The sequence below is a fragment of the Bartonella sp. CL436QHHD genome, from assembly GCF_042195105.1.
In the GTDB taxonomy this organism is placed as follows: Bacteria; Pseudomonadota; Alphaproteobacteria; order Rhizobiales; family Rhizobiaceae; genus Bartonella.
Genome location: NZ_JBHINR010000032.1, coordinates 327,402 through 347,158, shown reverse-complemented (window position 1 = coordinate 347,158; position 19,757 = coordinate 327,402). Strand labels below are relative to the sequence as shown.

Below are 19,757 nucleotides of genomic sequence, written 5' to 3'. Positions count from 1 at the left end.
CTTTCTACTCTTAGCAACTGTATTTAATCTGATGATGAATATCTTTGCAAACTATTTGAGCGATATGAAACTCGATTACGACCAGAATATAAGCTTCATGTTTGGGGGAGCTCTCATCTTGTCCATTATATCCATCATGCTATTACTCAAACTATCAAGCGTTGCCAATTCTCTCGCAAAAGGCATTACATTTGGACATCTATGGAGACATAGAAACTAGATGAGATAAAAAGCAATGGTTCCCGTAACAAACGCCCTTAATACCCATATGACAAAATAACAAGAATATCCAATCCTACAGTAAAAAATATTCGCACTGAAATTGAGCTGTTTTTATAAATTAAAATGNCGCCCTTAATACCCATATGACAAAATAACAAGAATATCCAATCCTACAGTAAAAAATATTCGCACTGAAATTGAGCTGTTTTCATAAATTAAAAAATGAAATTAAGAAAAGATCAATTATCGCAAACTATACACTTTACTTTATGTTCAAAATAATAATAATGACAACAAATATCAGGATATATATATAACAATAAAAAAGAGTTATATTAAAATGAAGTCGATTNACAAACGCCCTTAATACCCATGTGACAAAATAACAAGAATATCCAATCCTACAGTAAAAAATATTCGCACTGAAATTGAGCTCTTTTCATAAATTAAAATGGAATAAAAAAGTAAAGNGACATCTATGGAGACATAGAAACTAGATGAGATAAAAAGCAATGGTTCCCGTAACAAACGCCCTTAATACCCATATGACAAAATAACAAGGATATCCAATCCTACAGTAAAAAATATTCGCACTGAAATTGAGCTGTTTTTATAAATTAAAATANAATAATGACAACAAATATCAGGATGTATATAACAATAAAAAGAGTCATATTAAAATGAAGTCGATCATTCTTGTAATTTTGATTGCAAATCTTTTATCGGCTTGTGCTTTAGCACCAAAGCTAAAACAGCCAAATGATAGGAACCGTGTGCCTATTAATAAAACAATCCCTGCCGAAATCAAGCGAGGAGACAGATGAAAAAGCGATTTATTATAACAGGAATGATTACCCTTTGGGGAATGATAAATTTGGCACATGCAGTGAATATTGAGGGATCTCATATAGATCGATACAGGAAGACATATATTCCACAAGCACGTACTCCAGCGAAACCATCTGCTCCTGCAGTGAATGTTGGTAAAGCTCATCTAGATTCATACAGGCATACATATGTTATACCACCAGGTACTCCAGCGAAACCACCTGCTCCTGCAGTGAATGTTGGTAACCCTCATCTAGATTTATTCAGGCATACATATGTTACACTACCACGTACTCCATCGAAATCACCTGCTTCACCGAAATCACCTGCTACACCAGCAGAATATCTGGAGCTTATTAAGCTATTAAAAAAAGAGGAAATTATTGAGCTCTTAACAAAACAGCTTGAGNATAATTACACACAACGTACTTTACTTTATGTTCAAAATAATAATAATGACAACAAATATCAGGATGTATATAACAATAAAAAAGAGTTATATTAAAATGAAGTCGATCATTCTTATAATTTTGATTGCAAACNTATTCTTGTAATTTTGATTGCAAACCTTTTATCGGCTTGTGCATTAGCACCAAAGCTAAAACAGCCAAATGATAGGAACCGGGTGCCTATTAATAAAACAATCCCTGCCGAAATTAAGCGAGGAGACAGATGAAAAAGCGATTTATTATAACAGGAATGATTACCCTTTGGGGAATGCTGAATCTAGCTCCAGCATATGCAAATAGCAAAGATGTGGTGTATGATAGAAATAACGCAGACACCTACCGAACAAAAGACGGTCGAATGTATACTACATATCATGGCTTGTCAGATTCAACACGCACTAGAGATGTTAAAATTAGACGTAAAACAAAGCCAAAATCACCTAAAAAGTCGCGACCTGCTTCACCGCCACAACCTGCTTCACCGCCACAACCTGCTTCAACGCCACAACCTGCTCTATCAGCAGAATATTCGGAAATCCTTCAGCTTTTAAAAAAAGAGGAAATTATTGAGCTCTTAACAAAACAGCTTGAGTTGAAAAAAAAACAAGTTTCACAAATAGAAAAAGCCTATCAAGCTATAACAAAGAATCAGAAAACTGAACCTAAAAAAATTGAATTTTCTAGTTTTTTTCTCAAAGAACCAGAATCGCTCTATAAGAAAGATAAGCTTTCAAGNTCATTCTTGTAATTTTGATTGCAAACCTTTTATCGGCTTGTGCATTAGCACCAAAGCTAAAACAGCCAAATGATAGGAACCGAGTGCCTATTAATAAAACAATCCCTGCCGAAATCAAGCGAGGAGACAGATGAAAAAGCGATTTATTATAACAGGAATGATCACCCTTTTGGGAATGATAAATTTAACTCTAACGTCTAACTTTAGTTGGGGTTCTGGAACTCAAGGTTCAACTGTCCAAACTCCTCCCCCTTTTCCAGAAGCAGAATATTTGAAAATTATTAATTTGTTAAAACAACAAATTAAAGCAAACGAAGACCAGATCGAAAACACGAAAAAAGTCTATCAGTCTATAACAGGAAATAAACAAATAACAAAAGAAAAGTTATCGAAATTTTTATTAAAATATTCGCCTTTTTACCCATCTACCCACAAAACATACAAGGGTTTATATGAGAAAAACTTCGAAGGTCATATTTATTTCGAACGGCTTATAACTCAAATTAAAGGAGAGGAGTGGAGAGCCCTCCTCCCGGAGACACAACATAAGATAATATACGATATACTTAATGCGCGTCTTCAATATAGTGGAGTTATCGATAAAGCTGTAAGTTTGCAAGCTTTCCAAGATGCAGAGAACCGCTTTACACAAATTGCCGATTTCTTAAAAGATATAGATAAAACAAAAGATCTGAGAGAAGTTTTCGAGCTGCAAACACGTATCAGAAACATGTCAGCGGTACTCCAAAATGAATATACAAAGCTACAAATGGTCAGAAATTTAAGCAGTAATGAAGAGTTTCTTATCGAAATGCAAAAACGTATATTGTATAAAAGAGTTATGAACAATGCCCTCAAAAATGTGCCTCAAATAAGATTTTAGCCACTAAAGCTCTTTACAAGATTTGCTTTTTTTTCATGAAAACAAAAGCCAATGTAGAAGGTTCAGTACTATCCGAACAATTCAAAGAGGCACAGAGATTTTATCAAAGCCAAGATATCGTAATNGCTAAAACAGCCAAATGATAGGAACCGTGTGCCTATTAATAAAACAATCCCTGCCGAAATTAAGCGAGGAGACAGATGAAAAAGCGATTTATTATAACAGGAATGATTACCCTTTTGGGAATGCAGAATCTAGCTCCAGCAAATGCAAATCAAACAGGTACAAGCGTATCTTTCGAACCCTCATCACCAGCTGCAGTCTCACCACCTGCTCCACCAGCAGAATATCTGGAGCTTATTAAGCTTTTAAAAAAAGGAGAAATTATTGAGCTCTTAACAAAACAGCTTGAATTGAAAAAAAAACAACTTTCGCAAACAGAAACAACCTATCAAGCTATAACAAAGAATCAGAAAACTGAACCTAAAACAATTGACGTTTCTAGTTTTTTTCTCAAAGAGCCTGAACTGCTCTATAAGAAAGATAAGCTTTCAAAGGAATCATATCAAAAGGTATTAGAGGAAGAAAACAAAATTTCTGGGACTTTTGATCAAGTAGGTAACTCTATTTTTGCCCGTTTAGAATTTATATCGGTTCTAGATAAAGCTATAACTTTAAGAACTTTTGAAAACGTAGAAGATCGTTTTAAATACCTCCAATATCTATTCGATAAACTTCAAACAAAAGAAAACCTGAAAGAAATTGCAGATCTTCAAGCACATATCGATGGTTCATTAGCCATGATCCAAAATGAATCTATAAAGATGCAAATGGTAGCGCATTTACGTAATGCCGAGCGNGCGTTTACAATTTGCATCGATACAAGATAAAGCTGTAAGTTTAGAAACTTTTGAAAACGTAGAAAATCGTTTTAAATACCTCCAACATCTATTAGATGAAATTCAAACAAAAGAAAACCTGAAAGATATTGCAGATCTTCAAGCACATATCGATGGTTCGNGCGTTTACAATTTGCATCGATACAAGATAAAGCTGTAAGTTTAGAAACTTTTGAAAACGTAGAAAATCGTTTTAAATACCTCGAACATCTATTAGATGAAATTCAAAAAAAAGAAAACCTGAAAGAAATTGCAGATCTTCAAGCACATATCGATGGTTCATTAGCCATGATCCAAAATGAATTTATAAAGATGGAAATGGTAGCGCATTTACGTAATGCTGAGCAATCACTTATCAAAAGGAAAAGACGCGAACTTGATATGAAAATTTTTGACCATGAAAAAAACGGGATGCCTACCATACGATAAAAACAAAAGCCAATGTAGAAGGTTCAGTACTATCCGAACAATTCAGAGANGATGGAAATGGTAGCGCATTTACGTAATGCTGAGCAATCACTTATCAAAAGGAAAAGACGCGAACTTGATATGAAAATTTTTAACCATGAAACAAACGGGATGCCTACCATACGATAAAAACAAAAGCCAATGTAGAAGGTTCAGTACTCTCTGAACAATTAAGAGGNTAGCCATGATCCAAAATGAATTTATAAAGATGGAAATGGTAGCGCATTTACGTAATGCTGAGCAATCACTTATCAAAAGGAAAAGACGCGAACTTGATATGAAAATTTTTGACCATGAAAAAAACGGGATGCCTACCATACGATAAAAACAAAAGCCAATGTAGAAGGTTCAGTACTATCCGAACAATTCAGAGAGGCAGAAAGCTTTTATCAAAGCCAAGATATCGTAATGAAAACACTTAGGTAATGTATAAATGCGAATAACGCGTTTAGCATGTATCTATGTTTCAAGGTGATAAAAAGTTGAAAATTCGTTAAAGAGGAATTCCATGGACTTTACAGTGTTCACGCAACTTTTCAATAAAATTGATCAGATAACAAAAACATATGTCACGGATCTTTCCTCAAAAACAATAGCTACAATTACACCCTTTGTTTCAATCGGTATCACAATCGCTTTCATCATCTATGGTTGGCTCATCATTCGGGGCGCTATAGATATGCCTCTCTCCGGATTTGTAAATCGTTTCCTACGGATAAGTATTATTACTTCAATAGCTCTTACCACAGGACTTTATCAAAATGAAATTGCGAGTTTGATAACACAAATGCCCTATGAGTTATCAAAAGCGCTCATAACAAATCCACTCGATAATACACAATTAATGAAATTACTGGACACAACAGCAACCAAAGGATTTNCATTCGGGGCGCTATAGATATGCCTCTCTCCGGATTTGTAAATCGTTTCCTACGGATAAGTATTATTACTTCAATAGCTCTTACCACAGGACTTTATCAAAATGAAATTGCGGATTTGATAACACAAATGCCCTATGAGTTATCAAAAGCACTCATAACAAATCCACTCAATGATACACAATTAATGAATTTACTGGATAANAGGACTTTATCAAAATGAAATTGCGAGTTTGATAACACAAATGCCCTATGAGTTATCAAAAGCGCTCATAACAAATCCACTCAATGATACACAATTAATGAATTTACTTGATACAGCAGCAACCAAAGGATTCCAATATGCAGGACGTCTTTTCCAAGAAACCGTCTTCTTCGAAGGCAATGGTCTGCTTTACAGTCTCTTAGGCATCATCATCTTGCTGGCAACAAGCCTCGTAGTCGCAATCGGTGGTGGTCTCGTGCTCCTAACAAAAATCGCTATTACACTTCTCGTAGGATGGGGACCTCTCTTCATCATTGCTTTGCTCTGGCAACCAACTCATCGCCTTTTCGAGCAATGGATAATCCAAGTCGTCAATTATATAATCCTCTTTCTACTCTTAGCAACTGTATTTAATCTGATGATGAATATCTTTGCAAACTATTTGAGCGATATGAAACTCGATTACGACCAGAATATAAGCTTCATGTTTGGGGGAGCTCTCATCTTGTCCATTATATCCATCATGCTGTTACTCAAACTATCAAGCGTTGCCAATTCTCTCGCAAAAGGCATTACATTTGGACATCTATGGAGACATAGAAACTAGATGAGATAAAAAGCAATGGTTCCCGTAACAAACGCCCTTAATACCCATATGACAAAATAACAAGAATATCCAATCCTACAGTAAAAAATATTCGCACTGAAATTGAGCTGTTTTTATAAATTAAAATGGAATAAAAAAGTAAAATAATTACACACAACGTACTTTACTTTATGTTCAAAATAATAATAATGACAACAAATATCAGGATGTATATAACAATAAAAAGAGTCATATTAAAATGAAGTCGATCATTCTTGTAATTTTGATTGCAAATCTTTTATCGGCTTGTGCATTAGCACCAAAGCTAAAACAGCCAAATGATAGGAACCGTGTGCCTATTAATAAAACAATCCCTGCCGAAATTAAGCGAGGAGACAGATGAAAACAAAACAAGCAAAACCAGTGAAAGCCGAACAACTTAGAAGTTATTATGAAGAAAGCCGTGGCTTAGAACGTGATCTTATCAATGAATTTATAAGGTCGCGCAGAACGGCATGGCGTGTCGCGAGTACTGTGGGTCTTTTTGGCTTATTCGGTATGATATGTGGAGTTGTTGGATTTTCTCAACCAGCTCCAACTCCCTTAGTATTGCGCGTTGATAATACGACGGGTGCAGTTGATGTTATCTCAATCATGCGTGAACACGAAGAAAGCTATGGTGAAGTTGTAGATAGGTATTGGCTAAACCAATATGTGCTTAACCGCGAAACTTACGACTACGATACCATTCAACTGAACTATGACACAACCGCACTTTTAAGTGCGGCATCTGTTCAACAAGAATATTATAAAATCTATGATGGAGAAAATGCACGGGACAAAGTGCTTTCCAACAAAGCACGTATCACAGTTAAAGTACGATCAATCCAGCCTAATGGACTCGGTCAAGCAACTGTACGTTTTACGACTCAGCAACTTGACAGCAACGGTGCTGCTACTGGACCAAAACAGCACCAGATTGCAACAATTGGTTACACCTATATCGGTGCACCCATGAAATCATCTGATCGATTGCTTAACCCCCTTGGTTTTCAAGTAACAAGTTACCGTTCTGACCCAGAAATACTGTTGAATGATTAAGGAATTGATTGTTATGAAAAAACTTGCGTTCGTTGTTCTATTGTCTTCGTTTTCTTCTCTTTATACGGTACCTGTGCAGGCGCTCAAAAGTCCATCAAATTCACAATATGATCACCGCATTCGCTATATAACATATAACGAAGCCGATGTGGTTCAAATTGAAACAGTTCTTGGTGTGGCAACACATATTATTCTTGAAGAAGGTGAACAGTACATAACTCATGCCTTTGGCGATTCTGAAGCCTATGCCTTTGCTCATAAAGGGCGGCATATTTTTATTAAACCAAAAGCAGAGCTTGCCAATACCAATCTCATCGTTGTAACTGACAAACGGAGTTACAAATTCCGACTACAGTTTCGGAATGACCGTGCGGGATCAACTTATGAATTGGCTTTCCATTATCCCGATTCAAACGATGAAAAGTCAGAAGAAAACAATCGACGCCTTGCGATTGAACGTGGTTTTCACCAAAGCGTCAACGGCTATAATCTCAGTTATACCATGAGCGGTCACCAAGATATTGCTCCGATAAATGCTTGGGACAATGGGCGTATTACTTATTTCAAATTTCCCGCTAACATGGATATGCCATCGATTTATGTCGTAGATGCTGAAGGAAATGAAAGCTTAATACCACGCACCGTTATCGGCAGTTCTAATGATATTATCGCCGTTCATAAGGTCAATCCTAAATGGCTCATACGGCTTGGTAAACGCGCTCTAGCTGTTTTTAATGAAGCCTATGACCCCAATGGCGGCGTACCAAACACAACAGGGACAGTATCTTCGGTGGTTTATCGTATCAATAAAGGAGGAAAATGATGTTTGACAATAAGGAAGGAGAGGGAAAAGGTACAAAACTGGATAACGTCGAGCAAAAACATATTGAAGGTACCTATGGAGGGTCGGAACTAGGTTCTGAACGTCGTCCGACAGTTCCAGGTACCCGTGCATTGTTAATGGTAGGACTTGTTGTCATAGTAGCGATACCGATTGCCTTGACTTGGAAAGCTTTTAAAATGCGTAATACCGTGGAAGTTGAGGAAGAAAAACCACAACAAATAGTACAGCAAATTATACCAAACTATGTCCCTCGGATTATAGAAGAGCCAAAAATTGTAGAAGAAGCAGAAAAATCAACACAAATAGAAGATTCAAGCCTAGATATTCCACCGGCCTTGAGTAAACTTCTTCAAACAGCCATTCCTCCACATATGCTCCAAGATTCTGAAGAATTAGCACGCAAACGTATGCTCAGTTCTAGCCTTAACAACGGTGGTAGCGAAGGATCTACAGATACCAATAATAAAGCATCGAATAATGATACAGGTAATGGCGCATTATTCGATAACCTTCAGCCCGTGCGTTTAGGTCAATCACATGCGATGCAACTTCGTAACCGTGACTTTTTGATTACACAAGGAACGCAAATAGATTGTACGTTAGAAACAAAGATCATTACATCACAACCCGGAATGACGACGTGCTATTTAACACGCGATATTTATTCCACAAGTGGACGTGTTGTTTTGCTTGACCGTGGTTCTAAAGTCGTTGGTTTTTACCAAAGTGGCATACAACAAGGACAAACGCGCGTGTTTGTCCAATGGTTACGCATCGAAACGCCTTCTGGTGTTGTTGTCAATCTTGACTCACCAGGCACAGGTCCTCTGGGTGAAGCGGGTATTGGTGGCTGGGTTGACAGACATTTTTGGGAGAGATTTGGTAGTGCAATTATGGTAAGCATTATCGGTGATTTAGGAGAATGGGTAAGAGGAAAAGTTAATAAAAGCAGTAAAGAAAATAAAGAGAATTCACAAAATAAAGATGCTCAGAATGCTGAATCTATAGCAATCGATGTTCTTCAAAATTCCATCAATATCACACCAACACTTTACAAAAACCAAGGCGAACGAGTAAATATTTTTGTTGCTCGTGATCTGGATTTCAGCAATGTCTACAGTCTCGTCACACGTTAACCCGATACAGAAAGATCAAGCAGTTTTTCAGCTTCTGCAACCGCTTGATTGTTTCTTAGAAGATCCCACGATCACTGAATTATCGATTTGCCGCCCCTGTGAAGTATGGACGAAAAGCTTTAAGGGTTGGCAAGTACATAGCGTACCAGAGTTAACAACCACTTTTTTGCAAACGCTTATTACAGCTATTATCGTTTATAACGATATGGCTCCCAGAAGTATTAATTATGTGCTCTTGCCTGGTGGACAACGTGGTACAATTATACAAACACCAGCTGTTGTTGATGGTGCTCTTTCCTTTGTAATTCGTAAACATTCTCTTATAGTTAAGACGTTAGAAGAACTCAAAGAAGAAGGGGCATTTGACGATTTTTCTGATGTAAGTTTTAATAAGCCTTCAGCAAAAGAAGCCAATAACTTGTTATCGAAGCAGGACTTCACACGGTTGGAACCATTTGAAATTCAACTTTTGCAACATAAACGTGATGGAAAAATTCTTGAATTTTTACAAGAATGCGTCCTTCACAAACGCAACATTATTATTGCGGGTAAAACAGGATCTGGTAAAACAACATTTGCCCGCTCTTTAATTGAAAAGGTTCCTGTAGAGGAGCGTATTATCACAATTGAAGATGTTCATGAGCTTTTTCTACCCAATCATCCCAATCATGTACATATGATTTATGGTAACAATGTAGGCCGTGTTTCAGCTGAAGAGTGTCTAGATGCGTGTATGCGTCAGTCGCCCGACCGAATTTTTCTCGCTGAATTGCGAGGCAATGAAGCATGGGAATATCTCAATTCGCTCAACACTGGCCATCCCGGATCGATTACAACGACGCATGCCAACAGCGCTTTGCAGACATTTGAACGATGTGCCACCTTGATTAAGAGATCAGAAGTTGGCCGGCAACTCGAGTTAGAAATGATAAAAATCGTTCTCTATACAACAGTTGACGTAGTGTTGTTCTTTAAAGATAGAAAACTCTCTGAAGTCTTTTACGACCCAATTTTTGCTAAATCAAAAATCGCTTAAGGGGAGCTTCCTCTCTCGGTAATATGATACAAACAAACAATAGCCGTAACTAATTGTTACGGCTATTTATTTAACTTTTCCTATTCTCTTTTCTTTTCCAATGGATCTTCTACACTCTTCATGAATAAAAGAAGAAAAAAGTTAATAGACAACAACTCTACGAGAAAACCAAATTATACATAAGGCTCTCTCTATTCTCTTACCTTTGATCATTCTTCCCATTTATCTTTTGAAAAAGTATGTTTAATGCAAAAAAAATAGCTATAAAATACATATTTCAACAAAAGAAAAGAAGAAATTTTGATTCGCATATCAATGAAAGCTTCGTAAAACAGGTCCTTTCAATCATCATAAATAATTATCGTCATCAAGACCAAAACTTACCGTTTAAAAATTCTAAGTGCTATTTTCAAGTGATTAATAAATATGTTTTTTCACCAAACAATCTCCAGATACGGAAAACCTCATACGAAATAAACTATCATTTCGATTTAGCATCCATAAACCACATTCTATTTGGTAATAAAAAGTATAGTCGCATATCGACGTCTTCTTCGGACGAAGAAAGATTCTTAACCTGCGGCTGTTCGTAAACAACTAAATTTCTCTTAAGCAAGCTTTGCTAACCATATCACGTGGCTTATGTCCCCATCCTAAAGAGGATATCCATAGACTACACAGGTAAGCTCTACTCTCTGAATATTCCTGCTCTCTTCTCTGCACCTCAAAAGCAAAAATTCCTAAAAGCACAGATATACAATCCCTCTTCTTAAGCCACGTCACATTGATTTATAAAGAGTGTTCATTATTTTGCGTGTTGGATAAAAGATCTTAGTACCGTAAGATTCTCTCATTTCAAAGCTGTCTACTAACCAAAACCATGCTCTTGCACATTACAAGCGAATAAAGCCGTATAGAATGAAACTGTACAAAAAAGCACTAAAAATACCTTTTATAAACCATCCACAATGCCAAAAACTGTCGCAACATTGGGAGTTTGCAAAGTGTCTAATGGCACCCAACTTGCTCTTTTATGAAGTGTAAAAATGGAGATGCTCTATAAATTTTATATTATTCATCGGAGCTTTACCATTATACCATCCACGAGCACTGTCGCGAAATGAGCTGGGGCTCCTTAAAGAAAGGTTTCTTTAAAACAAGCGCATAAATTGACAAGCCAGGTGTATTTGGGTTGGGGCGTTCTGTTTTGTATAAGGATTGTGATCTTATTAAAAAACGAGAGAAACAAAAGCGTGAAGCAATGCATAATCTCTATTATTTAAAAGACATTACTCTAGATACTTTTGAAAGTCATAAAACTGAACTAAAAAATGACGGCAAAATAGAAACTGGTTTGCACCTTTACAGCTTCATATTCTCCTCAAATTAGGAGGCTGTATACCGATTTCAAAGATTACGCCAACGAGAGATACGTAATACTCTTAACTCCCATCTGGTAAGTAAAAGCTGCAACAGCAAAAGCTTTTTTAGAAAAACAACGCCATAAAGTCATTAATGAACAGGCAATGAATTGGAGAAATGTTCCAGATTTTTATCAAACACTCTGCAAAGCAACAATAATGATACAACTGGCTTTGCGTCTGCTTATTCTTACAGAGGTTTCTACCATCCCTTGCATCAATTCGTGAAAATCAGATTGAAGGGGATATATGGACAATTCTTGGCTTGAGAATATAAAAGGTCTGCGTAATACTACAGGAGATTTCAGCATACCCTTATGATCAGAAGCATTAAAAATTTTAAAACAAGCGTGCTTGTTTTTTCGCAATGATTTCTTTTTTCTGCAACCGGTCGTGGTCCTTATTAATGTGAGTTTCCTATCACAATATATAAGAGAGATTAGTCTGAAAACCTGTCCACGTAAATTTCGCTCTAGTTTACGTAATTGGCTAACAGACTCCACCTATCACACCTCAAAGGGCGAAGCTTTTTACATGCACTGATCTGCAAATTATCCGCCTCCTCGCCTAGCAGATTTCACCTTCTAACCACTTTAATTACCACATCCTAAATAAGATAGTGTTTTACAGCACAACAGAATAAATATCAAAACAATGACCGATTATACCGTTAATACTTGGACACCTCTCTTTCATGTTAAGAAATATCTTTTATGCTAAAAAATAAAATAAAAAACACTTTTACTGCTTAAATAACTTTCTTCAGCATATATACAAGAAAAAATGAAATCCCCTAACATAATAAATGAGACCTAAACCTAGAAACCTCTATTTTTTATAGATAAAAACATATAAAATCAAAACCTATGAAACTCATAAAAACACAACATGTTTTCTTTGATGATTGAATTCATTCAACTCAAACGAACCTATAAACATCCCTATTCCACATTCGCAACACGTGTTCTTAGAATTCTCACTAGCGTTTTCTAAATTTTTGGAAAAAACTATAAATTTGATATTTTTTAAAAACGTCTTATTTTCTCTTTAATGAATTTAAATCTATGACGTTACAATAGTTTTAAATTACAGCCCCCTTGACTGTATGATTATCTCTACACAAAAGAGAGGGATTTTACGTTCTCCATTTTGAGAACTATAAATTTTGTTTTTTAATGCGATTAACAATAAAATCTTTAAAATAAAAAATATGACCTTTATATATAATGCTTTTATCAAAAATTCCTAATCCATGAATATTAGCAATGTTTTCGATATTATAATAAATGTGTCGTAAAATGACGAACTGTCATAATAATCACTCCTGTGTATTTCATTTAAATAATTTACATGCGTTTAATATTTGTATCAGCATTTATTTTTTGTTCTATATTTATACAGAGTTATCATTTTTTATAAAAAATGATTAATTGAATCTGCATCAAAATATAAATTATGATAATAATTTAATAAAAATAAAAACACATAGCATATTGATTTTATTGTTTTTACATAGAACGCTATTTAAAGTATAGTCTACCCAAAAGACTATTGCCTTTTTAAAGGCAATAATAACTATGCTAACCGCCTCATAGAAGCCAATAAATTTTTAGATATTAAGCCTCAAAGAGGCACAAAAAACACGCACAATTTTCTATTTTTCTTTTTACTGTTCGTTAAAAGGTCAGTTTTCAAAGATAATATTCAACTATGAGTTTTCTGCTCAGCCATTGCAAGAATTGCTTAACTTTTTAGGGATTACTTCACTTTTAGAATGATTATAGCTACTGCGCCCCCATAAGCAGCCGATCTTCTTTTAGAGATTTAATTGCTAAAAGGAGATACAATTTTCCACCTTGCGCTTTATTTTCATCAATCAGTAAATTTTCAAAGGCGGCGTTCAACCATGAGTTTTTTAATTTCAGCAATCGCTTTCGCTGGATTTAATCCCTTTGGACAAGTTTGCGCACAATTCATAATCGTATGGCAACGATAAAGGCGGAAAGGATCTTCTAAATTATCAAGACGTTCACCACACATCTCATCACGTGAATCCGCAATCCAGCGATAAGCTTGAAGCAAAACAGCGGGACCCAAATAACGATCACCGTTCCACCAATAACTTGGACATGAAGTCTGACAACACGCACACAAAATACACTCATAAAGACCATCGATTTTTTGGCGATCGGAGTGACTTTGTAACCATTCTTTTGCAGGTTCAGGAGAAACTGTTTGTAACCAAGGCTCAATAACTCGGTGTTGCGCATAAAAGCGATTCAAGTCAGGAACCAAATCTTTAACAACCGGCATGGAAGGCAAAGGATAGACTTTAATGGGGTGTTTTACATCATCCATACCTTTGGTACAAGCCAATGTATTGGTTCCATCAATATTCATCGCACATGAACCACAGATGCCTTCACGGCAAGATCGACGAAGTGTCAAAGTTGGATCAATGTGGTTTTTAATAAACAAAAGCCCATCAAGAATCATAGGACCACAAGCAGAACGATCCACATAATAAGTATCTAGATGAGGATTTTCCTCATCATCAGGCGACCAACGATACACGTGAAATTCCGTCAGCTTTGTAGCACCTTCAGGTTTAGGCCAAACCTTTCCCGGTTTTACTTGAGAGTTTTTGGGAAGCTTAATTTGTACCATATTTCATTCTCCCCTTAATAAACCCGTTTTTTAGGTGCAATGCGCTTTAAATCGATCCCACCATCAGCTTCAGATGTTAATGGGTCCACATGGACAGGTCGATATGATAATGTCACCTTACCCTCTTTTGACAAATGTGAAAGCGTATGTTTACGCCAGTTTTTATCATCACGCTCTGGATAATCTTCACGAGCATGAGCGCCACGGCTTTCTAAACGTGCTTCGGCAGAATGAACAGTCATGATTGCATTCGCCATGAGATTTTCAAGCTCTAATGTTTCAACCAAATCAGAATTCCATATCAGAGAACGATCTGTGACTTTGAGATCCGACAATTCCCCCCAGATTTTATTCATCCGCTGACATCCTTGTTGCAAAGAATCTTCTGTACGGAATACTGCCGCATCTTCTTGCATCGTGCGCTGCATTTTTTCACGCAATAGAGCTGTTGGTATCGCCCCTTGTGCAAAACGTAAACGATCAAAACGCGCTATAATTTCGTCAACAGCTTCTTCATTGAGGGGTGGAATTTCTGCATTCCGATCAATAACTTCCCCCGCGCGAATGGCAGCAGCACGACCAAACACCACAAGATCAATTAATGAATTTGACCCCAAGCGATTAGCCCCATGAACAGAAGCACATCCTGCTTCTCCTACCGCCATCAGCCCTGGTTGAATACGATCAGGCGAATCAGCCGTTGGATTGAGAACTTCCCCGTAGTAATTGGTAGGAATCCCACCCATATTATAATGGACCGTTGGCAAGATGGGGATAGGCTCTTTTGTTACATCCACACCTGCAAAAATCCGAGCTGATTCCGAAATTCCCGGTAAACGCTCGTGCAAGATTGCAGGATCAATATGGTTGAGAACCAAATGAATATGGTCCTTCTTAGGTCCAACACCACGTCCTTCACGAATTTCAAGTGTGATACAACGCGAAACCAAATCACGTGAAGCCAAATCCTTAAAGGAAGGTGCATAGCGCTCCATAAAGCGTTCGCCTTCAGAATTGATTAAATAGCCTCCTTCACCACGAGCTCCTTCTGTAATTAAGCAGCCAGAACCGTAAATCCCTGTCGGATGGAATTGCACAAACTCCATATCCTGAAGTGGCAATCCAGCACGTGCGATCATTCCACCACCATCACCCGTACAGGTATGCGCCGATGTCGCGGAAAAATAAGCGCGTCCATAACCACCGGTTGCAAGAACAACCATTTTAGCAGAAAAACGATGTATTGTACCATCATCGAGATTCCATGCCACAACCCCCGTACAAACCCCATCCGTCATGATGAGATCGAGTGCAAAATATTCAATAAAAAATTGCGCATTATGCTTTAAGCTTTGTCCATAAAGCGTATGCAAAATGGCGTGGCCTGTACGATCAGCGGCTGCGCAAGTACGCTGAACAGGTGGACCTTCACCAAATTGTGTCGTATGTCCACCAAAAGGACGCTGATAAATTTTGCCTTCTTGCGTCCGCGAAAAAGGAACGCCATAATGTTCTAATTCATACACAGCAGCAGGAGCATTACGCACCAAATATTCCATTGCATCGGTATCACCCAACCAATCAGAACCTTTCACGGTATCATATAAATGCCACTGCCAATTATCAGGTCCCATATTTGAAAGCGATGCAGCAATTCCCCCTTGTGCTGCAACCGTGTGTGAGCGCGTTGGAAAAACCTTCGTAATACAAGCTGTCTTTAATCCTTGTTCCGCCATACCCAATGTTGCACGTAATCCTGCACCACCTGCCCCAACAACAACAACATCAAATTTATGATCTACAGTGCGATAAGGGGCGTTACCTGCTTTAGCGCCCAGAGATGATCCTGTACCCGCCATATTTGTTTAACCCCCTAATGCAATTTTCAAAAGAGAAAAAATAATGATACCACCTATGAGAAAACAAAATAAAATATTTAACGTCAAAAAGAATATCCGGAAACCTTCACGTGGAATATAATCTTCAATCACCACTTGCATACCAAGTTTCATATAATAAAGGACCGAAAAAGTCATCAATCCCATCAAAATAGCAACAATAGGATGTGCAAGTCTTGCACGCACAATGCTATAGTCCTTTCCCACAAGCGAAAGAATAAGAACAATAAAAAATATCAAAAGTGGTAGATTGATAAACCCTGTCAAACGTTCTAGCCAAAAATGCTCTGTTCCTTCATGAGCACTGCCACGCCCCCGTACTTTTCCAAGTTCCGTTCGAAAATCTTTTTTCATATCTCTTTTCACCCCCAGCTAAACAACGGTATATCCAATAATCCAAATCGCAAAAGTAACAATAAGAGAAATAAACACTGTCGCCCAAGCAGTGACTGTTGCCTTTTCTTTTGCCAAAAGGCAAGGTTTCAGATCCCAAACAATGTGGCGAACACCACCAACCATGTGATGAACCCCTGCCAAAGTATAAAGAAACAAAATACACAATCCAAACCAAGAACTATAAATCTCGTGAACCGTTCTGAATGCCTCCTCCCCGCACGCAATAGCAATTAACCAAACAGCAAGAAAAACCGTTCCAACATAAAGTGCCATACCCGTAATGCGGTGTGCAATGGACATAGCCATAGTAATTGTCCAACGATAAATACTTATATGAGGGGAACGAGGGCGCTCTTTTATCCTAGTTGTCTCTGTCATAAAATATCCTGACCTGGTTTTTACTGCAACCGCAATGAACGAGAAAGTTCGCGCAAAACGACTAAATATATTCTCTCGTTTTCACTTGTTTGGCATCTCAAGATACCGATACTACAGGTCGGTTGTCTCAAATAACGGATTAAAGGTCACGCATAAAAAAACCGATTACTCCACGGATATGATCCGCAAAACTTGCTTTAATCTAATACAATTTTATCTTCACGTCAAAGGTCTAACATCTTTTCTCAAATATAAACAGGCATTTTTTCAGATTAAACTTATCCTTTTGAGCATCCATGATATATGCAATGGTATCTTAAATTGCACCCATGATTAAGGATAAAAAGAGGAAAAAATTGATAGATTAAACATTTTTATGTCCCCTCCAAGCCTTTTAAAAGGCAAAACGAATCACGAAAGACACAAATAAGCGGCATAAAAGCCGCTTTTGCATAAAGTTTAGCCGATATAATCTTTACTCAGCAACTTTCTTTTCAACATCTGTGCTGACAGATGCTGCTTCTACTTTCTCAATAACCTTTTCAGCTTTTTTCCGATAATCTCTCTTTTCAGCGATACGCGCAGCTTTACCTCTCAAACCACGAAGATAATAGAGTTTTGCACGGCGCACTTTACCACGGCGCACCAGCTCAACACCTTCAATCAACGGAGAATAAACAGGAAACACCCGTTCCACCCCTTCACCATAAGAAATCTTGCGCACTGTAAAGGTCTCATTCAACCCACCGCCTGAACGTGCAATACAAACACCTTCATAAGCCTGAACACGCGTCCGCGTACCCTCCGTCACACGCACCATGACACGAACTGTATCTCCTGGCTTAAAGGCTGGAAATTGGCGCTTTTCTTCAATTTTTGCACATTGTTCAGCTTCAAGTTGTGCGATAATATTCATTTCTTTTATCCTTCATGTTCTTTATCGAACAGTCAGAGCGCTCAACTCTTACCAAAAAAGCCTTTATTAAGAATAAGGAGCTCTCTAGGCTATGTCTTACACAGGAGCGAATACACCATTCCTTCATTTTAATTTTGGAACTACAGAAAACCTTTTATAAAAAACTCTCTAAAAAGAGAGCCATGCAATACACTACCTTATCATATGAATCAAGTTTTCTGATGATTTTTATCATAACGCGCATAAAGATCAGGGCGACGTTGACGTGTTAACAATTCGGCTTGGCTTTGACGCCAATCTGCGATCGCTTTGTGATGACCTGAGAGCAATACAGGCGGAATACCCCGCCCTTCGAAAAGAGAAGGGCGTGTATATTGCGGATGTTCCAGCAAGCCATTTTCAAAACTTTCACACCTTGCAGAAGCTGCATTCCCCATCACTCCAGGCAGAAGACGTATAATAGCATCTAAGATAACCAATGCGGCTGTTTCACCCCCTGAAAGAATATAATCACCAATAGAAACTTCTTCTAATTCTCGTGCTTCTATGACTCGCTCATCAACCCCTTCAAAACGTCCACAAACTAACGTTACACCCGTATCACGAGCCAAGCTATGCGCGTAAGCTTGGTCAAAAGGGCGCCCACGTGGACTCATCAACAATCTTGGCGAATCCTGTGGACAACAATCAAGAGCCGCCGCCAATACATCCGCCCGCATTACCATACCCGCCCCCCCACCAGCAGGTTTATCATCAACGCTATGGTGTTTGTCTAAAGCAAAATCCCTAATCTGCACCGTCTCCAGTGACCAAATTCCGCGCTCTAAAGCTTGCCCTGCTAAAGAATACCCTAAAAAACCAGGAAACATTTCAGGATAAAGGGTTAAAACGCGCGCCTGAAACTTCATTTTATTTCTCATCCTTATTTTCTTAAACAGACTCTTAATAGCAAAAATAGCACAAACAAGATTTTTAACGCTATAGCGTTAAATTGAATCTCCTTGATCTGCGCTTTATTCAATACGATCCTTCTAAATACTTGCACTAAAAAAGACTCTAAAAATTCAGAACTATTTCGAGATAAAGTGCTTACAATATCTGCTCAAAAGTGCATTTTTAATATTTCCACACATTCCACTTTTTATTGACGAAATTTATCTGTTATTTTTTCCTTCATCTTTATTTTTAGATTCAAGCTATTTCCTTTTTATCATTGTCTCCCCCATCACTTAAACCAGCTGCCATGGGATCAACAACAAGAAAACCAGAATTCATACAAACTTCTGGTACCGCCGCCTTACTAAAGGGAATAAGGACTCTTTTACCCGTATTCAAACGTATTTCAAGCAAATCACCAGCCCCGAAATTAAAAAAACCACACACTTCACCTAAGATTTTTCCCCCACAATCTTGGACACACAAGCCTATTAAATCGACTTGATAAAACTCATCCTCCATCAAATCATCAATTAATTGATCACGCGTCACATAAAGGCGAATACCTTTTAAAGACTCAGCCGCATTACGATTTTCTATCCCTTTAAAACGTACAATCGCCTTATTTTTTTGTATGCGAAGAGTTACAATTTCATAAGAACGCCCCATATCATCATAAAGAGTGCTGTAAAACTTGAAACGCTGTGGCTCAGCACTTAGAATTTTAACAAAAACATCTCCTTTTATACCATGAGGCATACCAATAATGGCAAGATAGACTTTATTTTTAAGCTTTTCTTTATTATACTTCATACGAAAATATTATCTCTCAAAAATGAACCCTTCAATCTTATAGTTTTCTATTCAATCTTGT

Annotated in this window: 19 protein-coding genes and 5 pseudogenes; 17 read left to right on the top strand and 7 right to left on the bottom strand. The window is 37.5% G+C overall.

The window, feature by feature from the left end; genetic code table 11:
* The 17 genes and pseudogenes from ACFIKN_RS05285 to virB11 all read left to right on the top strand — a co-directional run.
* A pseudogene (locus tag ACFIKN_RS05285) lies at positions 1–220 on the top strand (trwi protein); the annotation flags it as partial.
* Positions 221–902: 682 nt separating this feature from the next.
* Positions 903–1,046 (top strand): TrwH protein, encoded by a 144-nt coding sequence (locus tag ACFIKN_RS05280; RefSeq protein WP_273791747.1) that lies wholly within the window; start codon positions 903–905, stop codon positions 1,044–1,046.
* A gap of 548 nt (positions 1,047–1,594) precedes the next feature.
* Positions 1,595–1,726 (top strand): TrwH protein, encoded by a 132-nt coding sequence (locus tag ACFIKN_RS05275; protein ID WP_375658049.1) that lies wholly within the window; start codon positions 1,595–1,597, stop codon positions 1,724–1,726.
* A 511-nt stretch (positions 1,727–2,237) separates the two neighbouring features.
* Positions 2,238–2,369, top strand: a complete 132-nt coding sequence (locus tag ACFIKN_RS05270; RefSeq protein WP_375658049.1) for a TrwH protein — start codon at positions 2,238–2,240, stop codon at positions 2,367–2,369.
* Entirely contained in the window at positions 2,366–3,118 is a 753-nt protein-coding gene (locus ACFIKN_RS05265) for a type IV secretion system protein (RefSeq protein ID WP_375658013.1), read from the top strand. Before ACFIKN_RS05270 ends, ACFIKN_RS05265 begins: the two co-directional genes overlap by 4 nt.
* A gap of 126 nt (positions 3,119–3,244) precedes the next feature.
* A pseudogene (locus tag ACFIKN_RS05260) lies at positions 3,245–3,322 on the top strand (TrwH protein); the annotation flags it as partial.
* Positions 3,319–4,008, top strand: a complete 690-nt coding sequence (locus ACFIKN_RS05255; protein WP_375658012.1) for a type IV secretion system protein — start codon at positions 3,319–3,321, stop codon at positions 4,006–4,008. The pseudogene ACFIKN_RS05260 and the gene ACFIKN_RS05255, both read left to right, overlap by 4 nt.
* The gene (locus tag ACFIKN_RS05250) at positions 3,968–4,177 is read left to right on the top strand and encodes a type IV secretion system protein (RefSeq protein WP_375658011.1); all 210 of its coding nucleotides are present in this window, start codon (positions 3,968–3,970) and stop codon (positions 4,175–4,177) included. The genes ACFIKN_RS05255 and ACFIKN_RS05250 overlap by 41 nt, the downstream gene beginning before the upstream one ends.
* Positions 4,144–4,446, top strand: a pseudogene (locus tag ACFIKN_RS05245) (type IV secretion system protein); the annotation flags it as partial. The gene ACFIKN_RS05250 and the pseudogene ACFIKN_RS05245, both read left to right, overlap by 34 nt.
* Positions 4,447–4,669: 223 nt before the next feature.
* Entirely contained in the window at positions 4,670–4,810 is a 141-nt protein-coding gene (locus ACFIKN_RS05240; RefSeq protein ID WP_375658010.1) for a hypothetical protein, read from the top strand.
* A 183-nt stretch (positions 4,811–4,993) separates the two neighbouring features.
* Positions 4,994–5,371 (top strand): annotated as a pseudogene (locus tag ACFIKN_RS05235) (type IV secretion system protein); the annotation flags it as partial.
* Between the two features lie 14 nt (positions 5,372–5,385).
* A pseudogene (locus tag ACFIKN_RS05230) lies at positions 5,386–6,175 on the top strand (type IV secretion system protein).
* A gap of 238 nt (positions 6,176–6,413) precedes the next feature.
* Positions 6,414–6,557: a TrwH protein gene (locus ACFIKN_RS05225; protein WP_273791747.1), complete on the top strand. Its 144-nt coding sequence runs from the start codon at positions 6,414–6,416 to the stop codon at positions 6,555–6,557.
* Positions 6,554–7,255: a virB8 family protein gene (locus ACFIKN_RS05220; protein ID WP_273790051.1), complete on the top strand. Its 702-nt coding sequence runs from the start codon at positions 6,554–6,556 to the stop codon at positions 7,253–7,255. The genes ACFIKN_RS05225 and ACFIKN_RS05220 overlap by 4 nt, the downstream gene beginning before the upstream one ends.
* 13 nt (positions 7,256–7,268) lie before the next feature.
* A complete protein-coding gene (gene virB9 / locus ACFIKN_RS05215; protein ID WP_273790052.1) occupies positions 7,269–8,078 on the top strand; it encodes a P-type conjugative transfer protein VirB9 in 810 nt (269 codons plus the stop codon).
* A complete protein-coding gene (gene virB10, locus ACFIKN_RS05210; protein WP_375658009.1) occupies positions 8,078–9,235 on the top strand; it encodes a type IV secretion system protein VirB10 in 1,158 nt (385 codons plus the stop codon). The genes virB9 and virB10 overlap by 1 nt, the downstream gene beginning before the upstream one ends.
* Positions 9,210–10,271 carry a P-type DNA transfer ATPase VirB11 gene (gene virB11 / locus ACFIKN_RS05205; RefSeq protein WP_375658008.1) on the top strand — a complete coding sequence of 354 codons (1,062 nt, stop codon included), beginning with the start codon at positions 9,210–9,212 and terminating at the stop codon, positions 10,269–10,271. The genes virB10 and virB11 overlap by 26 nt, the downstream gene beginning before the upstream one ends.
* Positions 10,272–13,579: 3,308 nt before the next feature.
* Here virB11 and ACFIKN_RS05200 read toward each other — a convergent pair.
* The 7 genes from ACFIKN_RS05200 to rimM all read right to left on the bottom strand — a co-directional run bounded on the left by ACFIKN_RS05200 (position 13,580) and on the right by rimM (position 19,696).
* Positions 13,580–14,359 (bottom strand): succinate dehydrogenase iron-sulfur subunit, encoded by a 780-nt coding sequence (locus tag ACFIKN_RS05200; protein WP_273790055.1) that lies wholly within the window; start codon positions 14,357–14,359, stop codon positions 13,580–13,582.
* 14 nt (positions 14,360–14,373) lie between these two features.
* Positions 14,374–16,218: a succinate dehydrogenase flavoprotein subunit gene (sdhA, locus tag ACFIKN_RS05195; RefSeq protein ID WP_273790056.1), complete on the bottom strand. Its 1,845-nt coding sequence runs from the start codon at positions 16,216–16,218 to the stop codon at positions 14,374–14,376.
* A gap of 6 nt (positions 16,219–16,224) precedes the next feature.
* Entirely contained in the window at positions 16,225–16,611 is a 387-nt protein-coding gene (gene sdhD / locus ACFIKN_RS05190; RefSeq protein ID WP_273790057.1) for a succinate dehydrogenase, hydrophobic membrane anchor protein, read from the bottom strand.
* 18 nt (positions 16,612–16,629) lie between these two features.
* Complete coding sequence (gene sdhC / locus ACFIKN_RS05185) at positions 16,630–17,031, bottom strand: succinate dehydrogenase, cytochrome b556 subunit (RefSeq protein WP_254492571.1); 402 nt, start codon at positions 17,029–17,031, stop codon at positions 16,630–16,632.
* Between the two features lie 475 nt (positions 17,032–17,506).
* Positions 17,507–17,947: a 50S ribosomal protein L19 gene (gene rplS / locus ACFIKN_RS05180; protein ID WP_273790058.1), complete on the bottom strand. Its 441-nt coding sequence runs from the start codon at positions 17,945–17,947 to the stop codon at positions 17,507–17,509.
* A 209-nt stretch (positions 17,948–18,156) separates the two neighbouring features.
* A complete protein-coding gene (trmD, locus tag ACFIKN_RS05175; protein WP_273790059.1) occupies positions 18,157–18,855 on the bottom strand; it encodes a tRNA (guanosine(37)-N1)-methyltransferase TrmD in 699 nt (232 codons plus the stop codon).
* 283 nt (positions 18,856–19,138) lie between these two features.
* Positions 19,139–19,696: a ribosome maturation factor RimM gene (rimM, locus tag ACFIKN_RS05170; RefSeq protein WP_375658007.1), complete on the bottom strand. Its 558-nt coding sequence runs from the start codon at positions 19,694–19,696 to the stop codon at positions 19,139–19,141.
* Between the last annotated feature and the right edge of the window lie 61 nt (positions 19,697–19,757).

Excerpts from the sequence above, each read along its gene's own strand:
- sdhA (WP_273790056.1), bottom strand. The coding sequence starts at position 16,218 with ATGGCGGGTACAGGATCATCTCTGGGCGCTAAAGCAGGTAACGCCCCT.
- sdhD (WP_273790057.1), bottom strand. The coding sequence starts at position 16,611 with ATGAAAAAAGATTTTCGAACGGAACTTGGAAAAGTACGGGGGCGTGGC.
- ACFIKN_RS05225 (WP_273791747.1), top strand. The coding sequence starts at position 6,414 with ATGAAGTCGATCATTCTTGTAATTTTGATTGCAAATCTTTTATCGGCT.
- ACFIKN_RS05200 (WP_273790055.1), bottom strand. The coding sequence starts at position 14,359 with ATGGTACAAATTAAGCTTCCCAAAAACTCTCAAGTAAAACCGGGAAAG.
- virB11 (WP_375658008.1), top strand. The coding sequence starts at position 9,210 with ATGTCTACAGTCTCGTCACACGTTAACCCGATACAGAAAGATCAAGCA.
- rimM (WP_375658007.1), bottom strand. The coding sequence starts at position 19,696 with ATGAAGTATAATAAAGAAAAGCTTAAAAATAAAGTCTATCTTGCCATT.
- ACFIKN_RS05265 (WP_375658013.1), top strand. The coding sequence starts at position 2,366 with ATGAAAAAGCGATTTATTATAACAGGAATGATCACCCTTTTGGGAATG.
- ACFIKN_RS05280 (WP_273791747.1), top strand. The coding sequence starts at position 903 with ATGAAGTCGATCATTCTTGTAATTTTGATTGCAAATCTTTTATCGGCT.
- virB9 (WP_273790052.1), top strand. The coding sequence starts at position 7,269 with ATGAAAAAACTTGCGTTCGTTGTTCTATTGTCTTCGTTTTCTTCTCTT.
- virB10 (WP_375658009.1), top strand. The coding sequence starts at position 8,078 with ATGTTTGACAATAAGGAAGGAGAGGGAAAAGGTACAAAACTGGATAAC.
- rplS (WP_273790058.1), bottom strand. The coding sequence starts at position 17,947 with ATGAATATTATCGCACAACTTGAAGCTGAACAATGTGCAAAAATTGAA.
- ACFIKN_RS05240 (WP_375658010.1), top strand. The coding sequence starts at position 4,670 with ATGATCCAAAATGAATTTATAAAGATGGAAATGGTAGCGCATTTACGT.
- trmD (WP_273790059.1), bottom strand. The coding sequence starts at position 18,855 with ATGAAGTTTCAGGCGCGCGTTTTAACCCTTTATCCTGAAATGTTTCCT.
- ACFIKN_RS05220 (WP_273790051.1), top strand. The coding sequence starts at position 6,554 with ATGAAAACAAAACAAGCAAAACCAGTGAAAGCCGAACAACTTAGAAGT.
- sdhC (WP_254492571.1), bottom strand. The coding sequence starts at position 17,031 with ATGACAGAGACAACTAGGATAAAAGAGCGCCCTCGTTCCCCTCATATA.